Here is a 14645-nt window from a genome sequence, read left to right on the forward strand (position 1 = left end):
CCGCCCGGGAACCGCGCAGTCACGGGACGAGCGTGATCGCGGAGATCAGGCGGCCGTAATCCGCCTCGCCGCGATGGGTGGTCCGCCGGAAGCTGTAGAAGCGATCCGGATCCGCGTAGGTGCAGAGGTTCAGGGCGGTCGCCTCGCCGATGTCGGCCTCTTCCAGCCGCGCCAGGATGAAGCCCGGGAGGTCGAACTGCGCGTGCCCGGGACGCGTGCCCGGGCCGAGGAAGCGCTCCATGCCGGGCGCGTCGCTCCGGAACCGCGCGACGAAGTCCGGACCGACCTCGTAGGAGGCCGGCCCGATCGTCGGTCCCAGGACGGCGACGATCCGGCTCCGCCGCGCGCCGAGCGCCTCCATCGCCGACACGGTCGCGCCGATCACGCCGGAGAGCGCACCCTTCCAGCCGGCATGGGCGGCGCCGACGACGCCGTTCTCGGGATCCGCGAACAGGATCGGCCCGCAATCCGCGGTCGCGATGCCGAGCGCCAGGCCCGGCACCCGCGTCACCATGGCGTCGGCCTTCGGCCGCTCCGCCGCGAAGGGCGCCCCGACGGTGACCACCTCGGCCGAATGGACCTGATACAAGCTCACGAGCCGGTCCGGCGGCAGGCCGAGCTGCGCGCACATCCGCGCCCGGTTCTCGGCGACGCGCTCCGGCGCGTCCTGCGAGCCGAGGCCGCCGTTGAGGGACGCGTAGAGGCCCTCCGAGACCCCGCCGATCCGGGTGAAGAAGGCGTGGCGCATGCCCGCATGGGCGGAGAGTTCCGGCGCCTCGATGAACATGCCTGCGGTCACGGTCGGCCTCGCGCTTGCCCCTGTCGCGCCCCGATAGCGCAAGGGCGGACCCTTGACGATGTCGTTCAAGCGTCAGATTCTTGCTGCATTGCAGTATGGAGCCGATCCGGCTCCGCCTTGAGAAGGATCGCAATGTCACGAGGGATCGAGACCGACGCCCTGCCCGAGACGCCCGAGGCCGAAGAGCCCCGGATCCCGAGCGCGCCTGCCCACCCCGTCACGGGAGAGCCCGCCGCCTTCGACCCGACCGACCCCAACCCGCCCGCGCCGCCGACTCCGCGGCCCGCCAGCCAGACCGATTCCGGCTTCGGCTCCTTCGGCTGAGCGGTCCCGGCCCCGCGCGGGGCCGAGGACGATCCCGGCGGCTCAGCGCGCCGGAAATCCCGGGAGCGGCCCGAGGGACGGGCCGCTCACCGCCAGCACCTTGAACAGGCTGCCCATCCCGCCCCGGCCCGGATCGGTCAGGCGGGTGACGGCCGCGTCGATCGCGGCGACCTGCGCCGGACTGGCCCGGGTTCTCAGCCGCTCGGCACGGGCGTCGAGGCCGAGGGCGGCCAGGAAGTCGCCCTGATCGACCGGGCCGTGGATCGCGGCGCCCTCGGCCCGCGCGGCCTGGGCAAGGGCGGCGAAATCGACGTGATGCGTCAGGTCCGCCTCGCCGGGCTCCGCCAGCGGGTCGGCGAAGCGATGTCCTGCCAGCGCCTGGAGGGTGTCGCCGAAGCCTGGGCGCACATGGCCGTAATCGATCGCCAGCAGCGCGCCGCTCCCGGTAACGAGGCGCCGCGCCAGCGCGCGGATCAGGGCGAGCCCGGCCGCCGGCACGCTCATCAGCGCGCCGTCCGGGCCGTCCGCCGCGAGGCCCGGGACCGGCTCCGGCGACAGGCCGAAGGCGAGACCGCCCGCCGGATCGAGGCCGATCTGCCGCTCGTGCCAGCCCGACGGCCGGCGCTCGAACTGGCGCACCGGCAGGCAGTCGAAGAACTCGTTGGCCAGGATGATCGCCGGCCCCTCGGGCAGCGTCTCGATGCTGTCGTGCCACACGGCGCCGGTCCCGGAGAGGGCGCGCGCCTGCGCGGCCCGCAGCACCGCGCTCGTCTCGACGAGGTGCGGTGCCACGCGCACCCCCGGGAGCGCCGCCCGCAACGCGCGCAGCGCGTCCGCCATCAGCGTGCCGCGGCCGGGCCCCAGCTCCACCAGGATGAGCGGATCCGGCGCCCCGATCGAGCCGCGGACGTAGGCTGTCCAGGCCCCGAGCAGCTCGCCGAACATCTGGCTGATCTCGGGCGCGGTGGTGAAGTCGCCCTGGGCGCCCAGCGGATCGCGGGTGCGGTAGTAGCCGTGGACCGGGTGACCGAGGCAGAGGGCCATGTAGCGGTCGACGCCGATCGGCCCGTTCTGGCGGATCAGCGCCGCGATCTCGGCTCCGAGGGGGGTCACGCCTCGACGGCCGCCTTGCGGGCCGCCTCGGCCGCCGGCGCCTCCACCGGATGGCGGGGACGTGTCCGGCCGGTCGCGGCCAGCACGATGTAGGTGAGGCCGACGATCATCATCGGCACGCACAGCAGCATGCCCATGGTCACGCCGCCGCCCATCGGGCCGAGATGGTCGCCGAACAGGAAGCCGAGCTGGCGATCCGGCTCTCGGAAGAACTCGCAGACGGTCCGGGCCAGGGCGTAGCCGAGGACGAAGATGCCGCCGAGCAGGCCGGGCCTGCGGAAGCCGAACCGGCGGACGCTGATCGCCATCACGATGAACAGCAGCAGGCCCTCGGTGGCGGCCTCGTAGAGCTGGCTCGGGTGGCGCGGCAGCGGCCCGCCGCTCGGGAACACGATCGCGTACGGGAAATCCGGCGCGACCCGGCCCCAGAGCTCGCCGTTCACGAAATTGGCGATCCGGCCGAAGAACAGGCCGATCGGTACCACCACGGCGCCGATGTCGAGGAGCGTGTAGGCGTTGAGGCCCTTGCCGCGGGCGAACAGCACGAAGGCCAGGATCGCCCCGATGAAGCCGCCGTGGAACGACATGCCGCCGTTGCGGATCGCCAGGATCTCCCACGGATCGGCGATGTACATCGGCAGATTGTAGAACAGCACGTAGCCGATCCGCCCGCCGAGCACGACGCCGAGCGCCACCCAGACGACGAGGTCGTCGATGTCGACGACCTGCGGGCGCTTCACCACGCCCCAGAGGCTGTCGGCCATGACGAGGCGGCGCGCGTAGTACCAGCCGCCGATCAGGCCGGCGATGTAGGCGAGCGCGTACCATTTGATCGTGATCGGCCCGATCGCGATCGCCACCGGATCGATGGCCGGAAAGGGCAGGGCGAGGAGCGGCATCTATCTCACCTCCGGGGCGGCCGGATTGGACGCCGGAGGGGCGAGGCGTCAAGCCCGGGGGCATGCTCGCGGAGCGGAGGCCTCAGCCGCGCACGAACAAGAAGCCGTGTCCCTCCGGGCCGGCGCAGTAGGCTGCCGCGCCGTCGGCGGAGGTCAGCGGAGTTCGTCCGCCCTCGCGCAGGCGCCGCGACAGGGACCGCGGATCCGCTGCGGAGAACACGTAGCGGGTGGAGGCCCGGTCGGCGGGCCCGAAGGCGAGCCGCCGCTCGGTCGCGGGCGCGCGGTAATGCAGGAGCTCCACGTGCGGCGCGGGATCCGGGGGCTCGAGGGCGATCACGTCGACCTGCGGATCGTCGACGCCGTCGAGGCGCGCCTGCTCGGGCCCGCGGTTCAGGCCGCGCGCCGCCACCGTCAGCCCCAGGGGGCCGGTCAGGAAGGCCACGGTGGCGTCGAGGTCGGTGACGGTGATCGCCGAGTGATCGATCCCCAGGAACAGGCCCGGCGCGTCGCGCCAGCAGGCCGCGGCCGGGCCGTCGGGAAAGAAGATCAGCTCCAGGGGATGCCCGTCGGGGTCGCGGAACTTGTAGGCGGTCACGCCTCCCGTGGAGGCCGGCAGGCGCTGCGCCCCGCCGCGGCTGATCGGCGTCGGGGCGAGCCGCGCCAGCCGCGCCGACGCGGCCGCCATGTCGCGGACCGGGATCGCGAGGTGCTGGAAGAACGGGTCCGTCGCCGCGGGATCGGCCGGGTAGGGCGCGCCGGGCGGATCCACCGCCAGGAAGGTCACGGTCTGCCCGCCGAGGCGCAGGCGCAGCTGGGTGGCGCGCCGGTCCGCGAGCCCCAGCACCTCCGCCTGCGCGGCGGGCACCGGTTCCGGCGGGGCGATCCGCGCGAAGCCGAGCCCGTCCCGGTAGAAGGCCTCCGTGATGGCGAGGTCCGCGACGGTGCGGCCGAACCCGACGAGGCCCCCCACGCCGCTCACGGGAGCGGTGCCGCTCACAGGAGCGGTGCTCCGCGAACGTTCACGTAGATCGCGTAGAGCGCCTGCGATGCGCACAGGAACAGGCGGCTGTCGTTGCGTCCGCCGAAGGTGAGGTTGGCGACCGTCGCGGGCACGAGGATCTTGCCGACCAGCTCGCCGCCGGGGTCGATGCAGTGGACCCCGTCCCCGGCGCTCGACCAGACATTGCCGTGCTCGTCGCACCGGATGCCGTCGGCGTTGCCCGGCGCGATCGTGCAGAACACCGCGCCGCCGGACAGGCTGCCGTCGTCGGCCACGTCGAACACGCGCACGTGCTGGAGCGGGTCGGTGTCGAATTGCAGCCCGGTCTCGACGATGTAGAGCCTGCGCTCGTCGGGCGAGAAGCAGAGCCCGTTCGGCCCCTGGAAATCGTCGGCCACCACCCGGAGCGATCCGTCTCGGGGGTCGAAGCGGTAGACGGCGGCGGGCAGCTCGGAGTCCTGCTTGCCGCCCTCGTAGTCGGTCTGGATGCCGTAGGGCGGGTCCGAGAACCAGATCGTCCCGTCCGACTTGCAGACGATGTCGTTGGGCGAATTCAGCCGCCGCCCGCGGTAGCGCTCCACCAGGCCGGTGACGCGCCCGTCGAGCTCGGTCCGATGGATGCGCCGGCCGCGGTGCGAGCAGGACAGCATCCGCCCCTGGCGATCCCGGGTGTGGCCGTTCTCGAAGTCGCCCGCCTCGCGGTAGACGCTCAGGCCGGCGGATTCCGACCATCGCATCACCCGGTTGTTGGGAAGATCCGAGAACAGGAGCTCGTCGCGGTCGCCGAACCAGACCGGGCCCTCGGTCCAGCGGAACCCGTCCGCGAGCTTCTGCAGCGGCGCGTTCGGCAGGATGTAGGCCTTGAAGCGCGGCTGCGTGAGTTCGAAGCCGTCCATGCAACCGCCCCTACTTGAAGCGGCCGGGCTGATTGACGGTCGGCTCGACCTGGAGCCCCGTCACGATCATCGTGCAGGGCTCGTCGCCGACCGTGCCGGACAGGTGGCCCTTCCGGCCGTCGCGCGCCCTCGTATGCTGGTCCTCGCCCATCATCAGCTCGCCCGGGCCCATCTCGACCCGGTGGCCGTCCATGGTCTCGACGAACCAGCGGCCCGAGAGGACGGCGATCCACTGCGGCCGCGGATTCTCGTGCCACTCGCCGACCCAGCCGACCGGCAGGACCGTGAAGGTCACGACCGACGGGGCCGGATCCATCTTGTCGTTCCACTGGGGCGCGGTCTCGGGATTGATCCCCTCGAACTTGAACCGCTCGAGGTGGAATAGCTCCTGGCGGCTCACACCCTCCGCATCGGTGTAGACGTGCCAGTACGGCATCTTCGGAGGGGTCGGCTCGCTCATCGTCGCTCCTGCCGCGGCGCGGGACACACCCTCCCACAACGGCCGGGCTTGGTGATGGTTCGCGGACACGAATACCGGAGGCGATCACGCGCCGAGCGCTCTTTGGCGGCGCCGCAGTCTCCAACCCTCGCCGTCTTTGCGAGCGGAGCGAAGCAATCCAGGGCAACGCACCGTCTTCGAGCCGTGATGCTTCCCTGGGTCGCTTCGCTCCGCTCGCGACGACGGCGCGACGCTTACATCTGCTCGGGGATCCGGTCCGTCTGCGCGAGGTTCGAGAACCGGGTGATGTTCGCGTCGAACTGCAGCTCCACGGTGCCGGTGGGGCCGTGACGCTGCTTGCCGAGGATCACCTCGGCCTTGCCGTGGACGCGCTGCATCTCGGCCTCCCAGGCGAAGAACTCCTCCGTACCCTCGCGGGGCTTCTTGTTCCCGACGTAGTACTCTTCGCGGAACACGAACATGACGACGTCGGCGTCCTGCTCGATCGAGCCCGATTCGCGCAGGTCGGCGAGTTGCGGACGCTTGTCGTCGCGGTTCTCGACCTGACGGGAGAGCTGCGACAGGCCGATGATCGGCACCGCCAGCTCCTTGGCGAGCGCCTTCATGCCCGTGGTGATCTCGGTCATCTCCTGCACGCGGTTGTCGCTGCGCTTGCCGGAGCCCGAGAGGAGCTGGAGGTAGTCGACGATCAGCAGGTCGAGGCCCTTCTGGCGCTTCAGGCGCCGGGCTCGGGCGGCGAGCTGGGCGATCGAGATGCCGCCGCTCTGGTCGATGTAGAACGGGATCGTCTGCATGTCCCGGGCGGCGTCGGTGATCTTGTAGAAATCCTCGGGCCGGATGTCGCCGCGGCGGATCTTGTAGGAGGGCACGCCCGACTGCTCGGCGATGATACGGGTGGCGAGCTGCTCGGCCGACATTTCCAGCGAGAAGAAGCCCACGATGCCGCCGTTCACGGTCTTAGTCGTGCCGTCCGGCTGCTTCTCGCCGCGGTAGGCCTTGGCGATGTTGAAGGCGATGTTGGTCACCAGCGAGGTCTTGCCCATCGCCGGACGCCCCGCGAGGATGATCAGGTCGGAGGGCTGCAGGCCGCCCATCTTGGCGTCCAGGTCGGACAGTCCCGTGGCGATGCCCGAGAGCTTGCCGTCGCGCTGGTAGGCCTTGGCGGCCATGTCCACCGCGGCGGTCAGCGCGTCCGAGAACTTCTGGAAGCCGCCGTCGTAGCGTCCGGCCTCGGCCAGCTCGTAGAGCCGGCGCTCGGTCTCCTCGATCTGGTCCCGGGGCGCCTGCTCCACCGGCGCCTCGTAGGCGCCGTTCACCAGATCCTCGCCGATGGTGATCAGGCGGCGACGGATGGCGAGGTCGTAGATCGTGCGGCCGTACTCGCCGGCGTTGATCACCGTCGTCGCGTCGGCGGCCAGGCGGGCGAGGTACTGCATGACCGTCTGACCGCCGAAATCGGCGTCGCCCAGATAGGTCTTCATGGTGATGGGCGTGGCGAGCTTGCCGGCCTTGATCAGGGAGGCCGCCACCGTGAAGATCTGCTGGTGGGCATCCTCCATGAAGTGCTCGGCCAGCAGGAAGTCCGAAACCCGGTAATAGGCGTCGTTGTTCACCAGGATCGCGCCCAGCAGCGCCTGCTCCGCGTCGATGTTGTGCGGGGCGACGCGGTACTCGGCCTGGACCGCTTCGAGCTTGGCCGTGAGCGCATTGGGCAGGGCCATCGGCGGACGACTCCGTATCAGGCGCCGCGGTGGGCGCGCCAGGATCACACCGCACGACCTTGGCCCCGGTATGGTTACCGAAGCCTAGCCGACGGCCGGTTCTCCCGGGCCGGGGCGCGGAAAAGCGGACGCCCGCCGACTCTCGCGAGCGGCGGGCGTCCATGCTGGAACAAAACTGGAACGTGTCAACCCTCGGGGTCGATCATCCCCAGTGTTCACCGGTATACAGGGCGGGGAGGGACCCCGCCGCCCGGCCACGCGTCCGCGAGTCCGACCGGCCGGCTGGCCGGTCGGGCCCTCGAACGGGGATCAGCCGCGGTCGTCGGCACCCTCGCCGGCATCGGCCAGCGCCTGACCGACCTCGAGGCCGAGGTCGTCGAGGTTGAACGCCTCGCGCTCGGTGACCGACTCGCCGCGGGCCTGACGCTCGGCCTCCTCCGGGCTGCGGGCGACGTTGACGGTGATCTCCACCTCGACCTCGGGGTGCAGCACCACCGGGACCTTGTGGAGACCCAGCGTCTTGATCGGCTGGTTCAGGGTGAACTGACCGCGATCGATCGTGAAGCCCTCCTTCGAGACGACCTCGGCGAGGTCGCGGGTCGAGACCGAGCCGTAGAGAACGCCGGTCTCGCCCGACTGGCGGATCAGGATGAAGCTCTGGCCGTTCAGCTTCTCGGCGACGACCTCGGCGTCCTTCTTGCGGTCGAGGTTGCGGGCCTCAAGCTGGGCGCGCTGGGCCTCGAAGTGCTTCTTGTTGGCCTCCGTCGCCCGCAGGGCCTTGCCGCGGGCGAGCAGGAAGTTGCGGGCGAAGCCCGGGCGGACATTCACGGTCTCGCCCATCTGGCCCAGCTTGGCCACGCGCTCGAGCAGGATCACTTCCATGGTCTTTCTCCTTCAGATGGTCGGCCACGCGGGCCGAGGTCTCACGGCGCCGGGTTGTCCTTGGGACGTCGGCGGTCGAGGGCTGTGTCGGCGAGGCCGAACAGGGTGAGGGCGACCAGGGCGATGCCCTGGGTCACGAACAGGATCAGGTACATGCCGAACAGCATGAGCCCGCGCCCCGGCCGGCCGCGGGAGCGGTCGTGGAAGGCGGCGAGCCCCTGGAGGGCGAAGGCCGCGCTGAACGCGCCGAGGAGCGCGACCCCGAACACGCCGACGTAGCCGGGCGCGAAGCACATCGCGACGGCCGCCGCGACGGCCGCGAGCGTGCTGCGCGGCATGGCGGTGGACGGGATATCGGGCCAGGGCCGCGGCAGGCGCCCGGAGATCTTCACGATCCGGGCCGAGGCCCAGAGGTAGAAGGCCAGGAGCAGGGCGAGGCCGTTCGCCGCGAAGGCCGGCACGGCGCGGGCGAGGGCGTCCGCCACCTCGGCCCGGGTGACGTTCGCCGGATCGGCGTCGGCCTGCGGGGCCGGATCGGGTGCCGCCGCGCCGTCCGTGCCGGCCGCCTCGCTGCCGGTCGACGGCGCGTCGGCGCGCCGGGTCTCGGCGCTCCGAGCCTCGGCGGCCGGGCGGGCGGCGGGCAGCCGCGTCTGGACCAGGGTCTGGGCGAGGCCGCGCAGCTGCGCGTCGAAGGCGGCGTGGTTCGGCGAGGACAGGACCGCGATGGCGATGAACGCCAGGGCGGCCGTGGCCGCGATCCAGCCGAGCAGGCGGCCGGTCGGGTACCATTCGAGGCCCGCGGGCGTCTCGCGCCCGAGAAGGGCGAGGTAGGCGAGCCACCAGGCGGGCAGGGCGATGTAGGCCGCGAAGGCCAGTCCCATGAAGGGCGCGATCACCAGGACCAGCGCGAGGCTGCCGGCGGCGGCCGCGGCGAGCGCGGCCTTGTGGCTCCAGCCCAGGCCGACGATCAGGATCGGCAGCGGCGCCACGAGGTAGAGCAGGATCGCCAGTGGGGTCGCCTTCAGCAGCACCCCGAACAGGAGTGCGGAGACGAGGCCCGCGCCGATACCGATGCCGATGTGCTGTGCCATGAATTCCGCTGTCCCGCTGCCGCTGCGGCAGGGTTAGAGGCGACTTCGCGCCCCAACGATCGGGCGGCGCGAGCCGCCCTCTGGGAGGACCGGCCCGGGCAGATGCCGGGCCGGCGGGTTTCGATGGCCTACTTGATCACGTAGGGCAGCAGGCCGAGGAAGCGGGCGCGCTTGATCGCCTGGGCGAGCTCGCGCTGCTTCTTGGCCGAGACCGCGGTGATCCGCGACGGCACGATCTTGCCGCGCTCGGACACGTAGCGGGACAGGAGCTTGACGTCCTTGTAGTCGATCTTCGGCGCGTTCGCGCCGGAGAACGGGCAGGTCTTGCGACGACGGAAGAAGGGACGGCGTCCGCCGCCCGCACCAGCACCGAATGCCATGGGTTAGCCCTCCCCGCCGAAGCTGCGCTCGCCGCGGTCACCGCGGTCACCACGATCGCCGCGGTCCCCCCGGTCGCCGCCGAAGCCGCCACCGCCGAAGCCCTCGTCATCGCGACGACGGCCGCGCTCACGATCCTTGCGGTCGTCGCGGTCGCGCTTCTGCATCATGGCGGACGGCTCCTGATCGAGCTCCTCGACCCGGACGGTCATGAAGCGCAGCACGTCCTCGGAGATCTGCATCTGCCGCTCCATCTCGGCGATGGCGGCCGGCGGGGCGTCGATGTTGAGGAGCGCGAAGTGCGCCTTGCGGTTCTTCTTGATCCGGTAGGCGAGGGACTTCACGCCCCACATCTCGATCTTCTCGAGACGGCCACCGTTCTGCTCGATCACACCCTTGTAGGTGTCGATCATCGTCTCGACCTGCTGGGACGTCACGTCCTGCCGGGCCAAGAGCACATGCTCGTAGAGAGGCATTGTCGGGCCTTTCATCGTCAAAAGGAGCCCGGCCGCCGGAAGGCGGTTGATTCGGGCCGGTTCATCTCGCGATACGCTCGGCGCCAAGCCCTTCGAGCCGATTTTCAGGCCCGAGCGGTTGATCGAAGGCGGAGACACCGGACGACGGGATCTGGGAGAGCCCTGTGCCGCGAGCGGCACCGTCCGTTCAGCCCCCGGCCGGAGCGAACGCGAGGGGCGGCGCATAGTCGGTTTTTTGCGCCCTGGCAAGGTCGTGGTGTGGGTGGCGGGCCCGATCCCCGCGGCCGCGGGGATCGGGACGTGCGTCCCGTGCCGCGCCCTGCCGGGACGGCCCCGCCTGTGCGTAACACACCCACGGACGCGTGCCGCCGCGCCGCAGCGCGACCCTGTCCGGCACCGCCGAAGCTTGCCGCTCGGGCGGTTCGATGACACAAGCGCGGCGCGGCTGGGGATCCCCGGCCGCGCTGGTTTTTCGGTAATCCTCCAGATCCGCGATGGCAGAGGCCCCAGCTTCCGGCCCGTCCGAGGTCGGTCCCGTGCTGATCACCGGCGCGAGCGGCTTCCTCGGCTCAGCCCTGGTCGACGTGTTCCGCCGGGCCGGCTTCCCGGTGCGCATCCTCGTGCGCGCGTCGAGCCCCCGCCGCAACCTCACCTGGACCGACGTGGAGATCGCCGAGGGCGACATGCGCGACCCGGCCGCCGTGGCGGCGGCGATGCGCGGCCAGCGCTACCTGATCCACGCCGCGGCCGATTACCGGCTCTGGGCGCCGGACATGGAGGAGATCGTCCGCACCAACCGCGACGGCACGCGCCTCATGATGCGCGCGGCGCTCGAGGCCGGCGTGGAGCGCGTCGTCTACACGTCGAGCGTCGCGACGATCAAACCGCCGGCCGACGGCGTCACGCCCTCCGACGAGACCATGCCGCTGACGCCCGAGACCGCGATCGGCGCCTACAAGCGCAGCAAGGTCGTGGCCGAGCGGGTGGTCGAGGAGATGGTCGCCCGCGACGGCCTGCGGGCGGTGATCGTCAACCCGTCGACGCCGATCGGCCCCCGCGACGTCAAGCCGACGCCCACCGGCCGGATCATCCAGGAGGCGGCGCTCGGCAAGATGCCGGCCTTCGTCGATACCGGCCTCAACCTCGCCCACGTGGACGACGTGGCCCAGGGCCACCTCCTGGCGCTCCGGAAGGGGCGGATCGGCGAGCGCTACATCCTCGGCGGCGAGGACGTGTTCCTCTCGCAGATGCTCGCCGACATCGCCGGCATGGTCGGGCGCAAGCCGCCGACCGTGAACTTGCCGCGGGCCGCCGTCTACCCGGTGGCGTTCTTCGCGCAGCTCGCCGCCCGGGTCACCGGCAAGCAGCCCTTCGCGACGATCGATGGGATCCGCATGTCGCGCTACCGGATGTTCTTCTCGGACAGGAAGGCGCGCGCCGAACTCGGCTACACGGCCCGGCCCTACCGCGAGGGCCTGTCGGACGCGATCGCGTGGTTCCGGGAGGCGGGCTACCTCACATGAGCACCCTCGATACCGCCACCGCGACGCGCTCCGGCAAGGGGCACCGCGACGAGAACTTCCCCGTCGCCTCGCACCTGATCCATCCCCGCCACCGGGGCGCGATCCTGGCCTTCTACAACTTCGTCCGCGCCGGCGACGACGTGGCCGATCACGCCGCCCTGTCGCCCGAGCGCAAGATCGAGCTGCTCGATCGCCTCGCCGACGCGCTCACCGGCGCCGGACCGTCCGATCCCGAGGCCGAGCCGCTGAAGCGCGAGCTCGCGGACCGCGGCCTGCCGCCCCGGCACGCCCTGGAACTCCTCGACGCGTTCCGCATGGACGCGCGCAAGAACCGCTACGCGGATTGGGACGAGCTGATCCATTACTGCCGCTACTCGGCGATGCCGGTCGGGCGGTTCGTCCTCGACGTCCACGGCGAGGACCCGGCCCGGGTCTATCGGGCGTCCGACGCCATCTGCGCGGCGCTCCAGGTGATCAACCACCTCCAGGATTGCGGCAAGGATTTCTCCGCCCTCGACCGGGTCTACCTCCCGCAGGATTGCCTCGACCGCCATGGCGCCACCGTGGCCATGCTCGGGGAGGCGAAGGCGCCGCCGCAGCTCCGGGCCGCGATCCGCGAGCTGGCGCAGCGATGCCTCGACCTCCTCGACGAGGGCGCGGTCCTGCCGGATCTGATCGACGACCTGCGCCTGTCGCTGGAGATCGCCGCCATCCACCGGCTCGCCGTCGTGCTGAGCCGGGGCCTGCTGGAGCGCGACCCGCTCTCGGAGAAGGTCCATCACGGCAAGGCCGCCTTCGCGCTGACGGCGCTGGGCGGCGTCGCCGCCACCCTGGCGCGCCGGCCCTTCCGCGGCCGGACCGTCCGGGCCGCGGCTCAAGGAATCCGCTCGTGACCGCCACTGCCACGCCCGCCCAGGACCGAGAGACCGCCGCCCCGGCGCTGCCCGCCGCCGGCTCCTCCTTCTACACGGCGATGCGCCTGCTGCCGAAGGAGCGGCGGGAGGCGATGTACGCCGTCTACGCCTTCTGCCGGGCCGTCGACGACGTCGCCGACGACGGCGGCACCCGGGCCGTCCGGCAGGTCGAGCTCGACCGCTGGCGGGCCGACATCGACGCGCTCTACGCCGGCCGCCCGGCCGTGCGCGTGCGCGACCTCGTGGAGCCCGTGCGCCGCTTCGGCCTGAAGCGCGAGGATTTCCAGGCAGTCATCGACGGCATGGCCATGGACGCCGTCGAGGACATCGTCGCTCCCGACGCCGAGACCCTCGACCTCTACTGCGACCGGGTCGCGAGCGCGGTCGGCCGGCTGTCGGTGCGGATCTTCGGCATGCCGGAGGCGGACGGCATCCGGCTGGCGTGGCACCAGGGCCGCGCGCTCCAGCTCACCAACATCCTGCGCGACATCGACGAGGATGCGGAGCGCGGCCGCCTCTACCTGCCCCGGGAGAAGCTGCAGGCGATCGGCCTCACCGACCCGACGCCGGTCCAGGCGATCAGCCATCCCCGCATCGGCGAGGTCTGCATCTCCCTCGCCCGCGAGGCCGAGGACCATTACCAGGCGACCTGGGAGATCATCCGGCGCAGCCCCCGCAAGGCGACCAAGGCCGCGCGGCTGATGGCGGCGGCCTATCACCTCTACCTGAAAGCGGTCCTCGCGCGCGGCTGGGCCATGCCCCGCGCCCGGGTGAAGCCCGGCAAGCTCGCGCTGCTCGGCGTCGCCGTCCGCCACGGCCTGATCTGATGGGTACCGTCCACGTCGTCGGCGCCGGCCTCGCCGGCCTCTCCGCGGCCGTCGCGCTCGCCGAAACCGGGGCCCGGGTGGTCCTGCACGAAACCGCCAAGCAGGCGGGCGGCCGCTGCCGCTCGTACTACGATCCGGCCCTCGGCCTGACCATCGACAACGGCAACCACCTGCTGCTGTCCGGCAACGCCGATTCCCTCGGCTTCCTCCGGACGATCGGCGCGCCGGCCGACGCCCTGGTGGGGCCGGACGTGGCGGAATTCGACTTCGCCGACCTGAAGACCGGCGAGCGCTGGCGGCTGCGGCCCAACGCCGGGCGGCTGCCCTGGTGGGTCATGAGCCCCGCCCGCCGCGTCCCCGGCACCCGGGCGCGGGACTACCTCGCGCCCCTCGGCATCCTGCGCGCGGCCTCCGGCAAGGCGGAGGGCGCGGGCGGCACCATCGGCGCGCACATGGCCTGCGAGGGCACGCTCTACCGGCGCCTCTGGCACCCGGTCCTGCTCGCGGCCCTCAACACCGAGCCCCGCGACAGCGATGTCGGACTGGCCGCGCGGATCCTGCGGGAGACCCTGGGCGCGGGCGGCAAGGCCTGCCGTCCCCTCGTCGCCGTCGAGGGCCTGTCCTACGCCTTCGTCGATCCGGCGATCCGCTACCTCGCGGCGCGTGGCTGCGAGATCCGCCTCGGCCGGCGCCTGCGCGGGCTGGAGATCGCGGACGGCCGGGTCGGGCAACTCGTGTTCTCGGACGGCGCCGAGAGCCTCGGACCGGAGGACGGCGTCGTGCTGGCGCTGCCGCCGTGGGTGGCCCGGGAGGTGTTGCCCGGTCTCCTCGCCCCGACGGAATTCCGCTCCATCGTGAACGCGCACTTCGCGCTGGCGCCGAAGCCCGGGAGCCCCCTCGTCCTCGGTGTCGTCAACAGCCTGACGGAGTGGCTTTTCGCCTATCCGGACCGGTATTCGGTCACGATCAGCGGTGCAGACCGGCTTCTCGACGTGCCCCGCGAAGACCTCGCGCGGCAGATCTGGGCCGAGATTGCACAGCTGTGCAACCTTGCACCCGACCTGCCCAGCTGGCAGATCGTAAAGGAGAAGCGTGCGACCTTCGCGGCGACGCCGGCGGAGGCCGCGCGGCGCCCGAAGGCCGAAACCGCCTACGACAATCTCGTCCTGGCAGGCGATTGGACCGCCACCGGCCTGCCGTCGACGATTGAGGGAGCGATCCGCTCGGGCCAGACGGCCGCACGTTCCTTGCGTGCGGGATCTGTCGTGCGCGCTGGAACCCAGGTGCGCGGCGCAGCTTGAGGCATGACGTCCGCCGCGAGGCGGTCGTTCGAGGCGAGGAC

The 14645-nt window shown here is 71.7% G+C and carries 16 protein-coding genes; 5 read left to right on the plus strand and 11 right to left on the minus strand.

The window, feature by feature from the left end; genetic code table 11:
• Positions 1 to 19: 19 nt before the first annotated feature.
• The gene (gene pgeF / locus LOK46_RS28385; RefSeq protein WP_273564709.1) at positions 20 to 787 is read right to left on the minus strand and encodes a peptidoglycan editing factor PgeF; all 768 of its coding nucleotides are present in this window, start codon (positions 785 to 787) and stop codon (positions 20 to 22) included.
• 144 nt (positions 788 to 931) lie between these two features.
• Between pgeF and LOK46_RS28390 the strand changes: the two genes are divergently transcribed.
• On the plus strand, positions 932 to 1123 hold the full coding sequence (locus tag LOK46_RS28390; protein WP_273561633.1) for a fibronectin-attachment protein (FAP): 192 nt from the start codon (positions 932 to 934) through the stop codon (positions 1121 to 1123).
• Positions 1124 to 1165: 42 nt separating this feature from the next.
• On the opposite strand, the gene LOK46_RS28395 is transcribed toward LOK46_RS28390, so the two are convergent.
• From LOK46_RS28395 to rpsF, 10 genes are all read right to left on the minus strand, one after another.
• Positions 1166 to 2236 (minus strand): class I SAM-dependent methyltransferase, encoded by a 1071-nt coding sequence (locus tag LOK46_RS28395; RefSeq protein ID WP_273561634.1) that lies wholly within the window; start codon positions 2234 to 2236, stop codon positions 1166 to 1168.
• Positions 2233 to 3135, minus strand: coding sequence for a prolipoprotein diacylglyceryl transferase (lgt, locus tag LOK46_RS28400; protein WP_273561635.1), 903 nt, complete (start codon positions 3133 to 3135; stop codon positions 2233 to 2235). The genes LOK46_RS28395 and lgt overlap by 4 nt, the downstream gene beginning before the upstream one ends.
• A gap of 82 nt (positions 3136 to 3217) precedes the next feature.
• Positions 3218 to 4132, minus strand: coding sequence for a VOC family protein (locus LOK46_RS28405; protein ID WP_273561636.1), 915 nt, complete (start codon positions 4130 to 4132; stop codon positions 3218 to 3220).
• A complete protein-coding gene (locus tag LOK46_RS28410) occupies positions 4129 to 5031 on the minus strand; it encodes an SMP-30/gluconolactonase/LRE family protein (RefSeq protein ID WP_273561637.1) in 903 nt (300 codons plus the stop codon). The genes LOK46_RS28405 and LOK46_RS28410 overlap by 4 nt, the downstream gene beginning before the upstream one ends.
• Positions 5032 to 5041: 10 nt before the next feature.
• Entirely contained in the window at positions 5042 to 5491 is a 450-nt protein-coding gene (locus LOK46_RS28415; RefSeq protein ID WP_273561638.1) for a cupin domain-containing protein, read from the minus strand.
• A gap of 233 nt (positions 5492 to 5724) precedes the next feature.
• Positions 5725 to 7212 carry a replicative DNA helicase gene (locus tag LOK46_RS28420; protein WP_273561639.1) on the minus strand — a complete coding sequence of 496 codons (1488 nt, stop codon included), beginning with the start codon at positions 7210 to 7212 and terminating at the stop codon, positions 5725 to 5727.
• Between the two features lie 309 nt (positions 7213 to 7521).
• Positions 7522 to 8094, minus strand: a complete 573-nt coding sequence (rplI, locus tag LOK46_RS28425) for a 50S ribosomal protein L9 (protein WP_273561640.1) — start codon at positions 8092 to 8094, stop codon at positions 7522 to 7524.
• 41 nt (positions 8095 to 8135) lie between these two features.
• Positions 8136 to 9185, minus strand: a complete 1050-nt coding sequence (locus tag LOK46_RS28430) for a DUF2232 domain-containing protein (RefSeq protein WP_273561641.1) — start codon at positions 9183 to 9185, stop codon at positions 8136 to 8138.
• A 128-nt stretch (positions 9186 to 9313) separates the two neighbouring features.
• Complete coding sequence (gene rpsR, locus LOK46_RS28435; RefSeq protein ID WP_007561044.1) at positions 9314 to 9565, minus strand: 30S ribosomal protein S18; 252 nt, start codon at positions 9563 to 9565, stop codon at positions 9314 to 9316.
• 3 nt (positions 9566 to 9568) lie between these two features.
• Positions 9569 to 10039 carry a 30S ribosomal protein S6 gene (gene rpsF / locus LOK46_RS28440; RefSeq protein WP_273564710.1) on the minus strand — a complete coding sequence of 157 codons (471 nt, stop codon included), beginning with the start codon at positions 10037 to 10039 and terminating at the stop codon, positions 9569 to 9571.
• Positions 10040 to 10533: 494 nt separating this feature from the next.
• On the opposite strand from rpsF, the gene hpnA reads away from it, so the two are divergent.
• From hpnA to hpnE, 4 genes are read left to right on the plus strand one after another with little or no spacing between them, the layout of a single operon-like run.
• Positions 10534 to 11562: a hopanoid-associated sugar epimerase gene (hpnA, locus tag LOK46_RS28445; RefSeq protein WP_273561642.1), complete on the plus strand. Its 1029-nt coding sequence runs from the start codon at positions 10534 to 10536 to the stop codon at positions 11560 to 11562.
• A complete protein-coding gene (gene hpnC / locus LOK46_RS28450; RefSeq protein ID WP_273561643.1) occupies positions 11559 to 12455 on the plus strand; it encodes a squalene synthase HpnC in 897 nt (298 codons plus the stop codon). Before hpnA ends, hpnC begins: the two co-directional genes overlap by 4 nt.
• Positions 12452 to 13303, plus strand: coding sequence for a presqualene diphosphate synthase HpnD (gene hpnD / locus LOK46_RS28455; RefSeq protein WP_273561644.1), 852 nt, complete (start codon positions 12452 to 12454; stop codon positions 13301 to 13303). Before hpnC ends, hpnD begins: the two co-directional genes overlap by 4 nt.
• Positions 13303 to 14604, plus strand: coding sequence for a hydroxysqualene dehydroxylase HpnE (gene hpnE / locus LOK46_RS28460; RefSeq protein WP_273561645.1), 1302 nt, complete (start codon positions 13303 to 13305; stop codon positions 14602 to 14604). Before hpnD ends, hpnE begins: the two co-directional genes overlap by 1 nt.
• Positions 14605 to 14645: the final 41 nt, after the last annotated feature.

The sequence above is a fragment of the Methylobacterium sp. NMS14P genome (genome assembly GCF_028583545.1).
Classification (GTDB): Bacteria; Pseudomonadota; Alphaproteobacteria; order Rhizobiales; family Beijerinckiaceae; genus Methylobacterium.

Bases quoted from the DNA above. Each gene is read 5' to 3' on its own strand.
- LOK46_RS28415 (WP_273561638.1), bottom strand. From the start codon at position 5,491: ATGAGCGAGCCGACCCCTCCGAAGATGCCGTACTGGCACGTCTACACC.
- lgt (WP_273561635.1), bottom strand. From the start codon at position 3,135: ATGCCGCTCCTCGCCCTGCCCTTTCCGGCCATCGATCCGGTGGCGATC.
- LOK46_RS28430 (WP_273561641.1), bottom strand. From the start codon at position 9,185: ATGGCACAGCACATCGGCATCGGTATCGGCGCGGGCCTCGTCTCCGCA.
- LOK46_RS28390 (WP_273561633.1), top strand. From the start codon at position 932: ATGTCACGAGGGATCGAGACCGACGCCCTGCCCGAGACGCCCGAGGCC.
- LOK46_RS28420 (WP_273561639.1), bottom strand. From the start codon at position 7,212: ATGGCCCTGCCCAATGCGCTCACGGCCAAGCTCGAAGCGGTCCAGGCC.
- hpnA (WP_273561642.1), top strand. From the start codon at position 10,534: ATGGCAGAGGCCCCAGCTTCCGGCCCGTCCGAGGTCGGTCCCGTGCTG.
- rpsR (WP_007561044.1), bottom strand. From the start codon at position 9,565: ATGGCATTCGGTGCTGGTGCGGGCGGCGGACGCCGTCCCTTCTTCCGT.
- hpnC (WP_273561643.1), top strand. From the start codon at position 11,559: ATGAGCACCCTCGATACCGCCACCGCGACGCGCTCCGGCAAGGGGCAC.
- rplI (WP_273561640.1), bottom strand. From the start codon at position 8,094: ATGGAAGTGATCCTGCTCGAGCGCGTGGCCAAGCTGGGCCAGATGGGC.
- rpsF (WP_273564710.1), bottom strand. From the start codon at position 10,039: ATGCCTCTCTACGAGCATGTGCTCTTGGCCCGGCAGGACGTGACGTCC.
- hpnE (WP_273561645.1), top strand. From the start codon at position 13,303: ATGGGTACCGTCCACGTCGTCGGCGCCGGCCTCGCCGGCCTCTCCGCG.
- LOK46_RS28410 (WP_273561637.1), bottom strand. From the start codon at position 5,031: ATGGACGGCTTCGAACTCACGCAGCCGCGCTTCAAGGCCTACATCCTG.
- pgeF (WP_273564709.1), bottom strand. From the start codon at position 787: ATGTTCATCGAGGCGCCGGAACTCTCCGCCCATGCGGGCATGCGCCAC.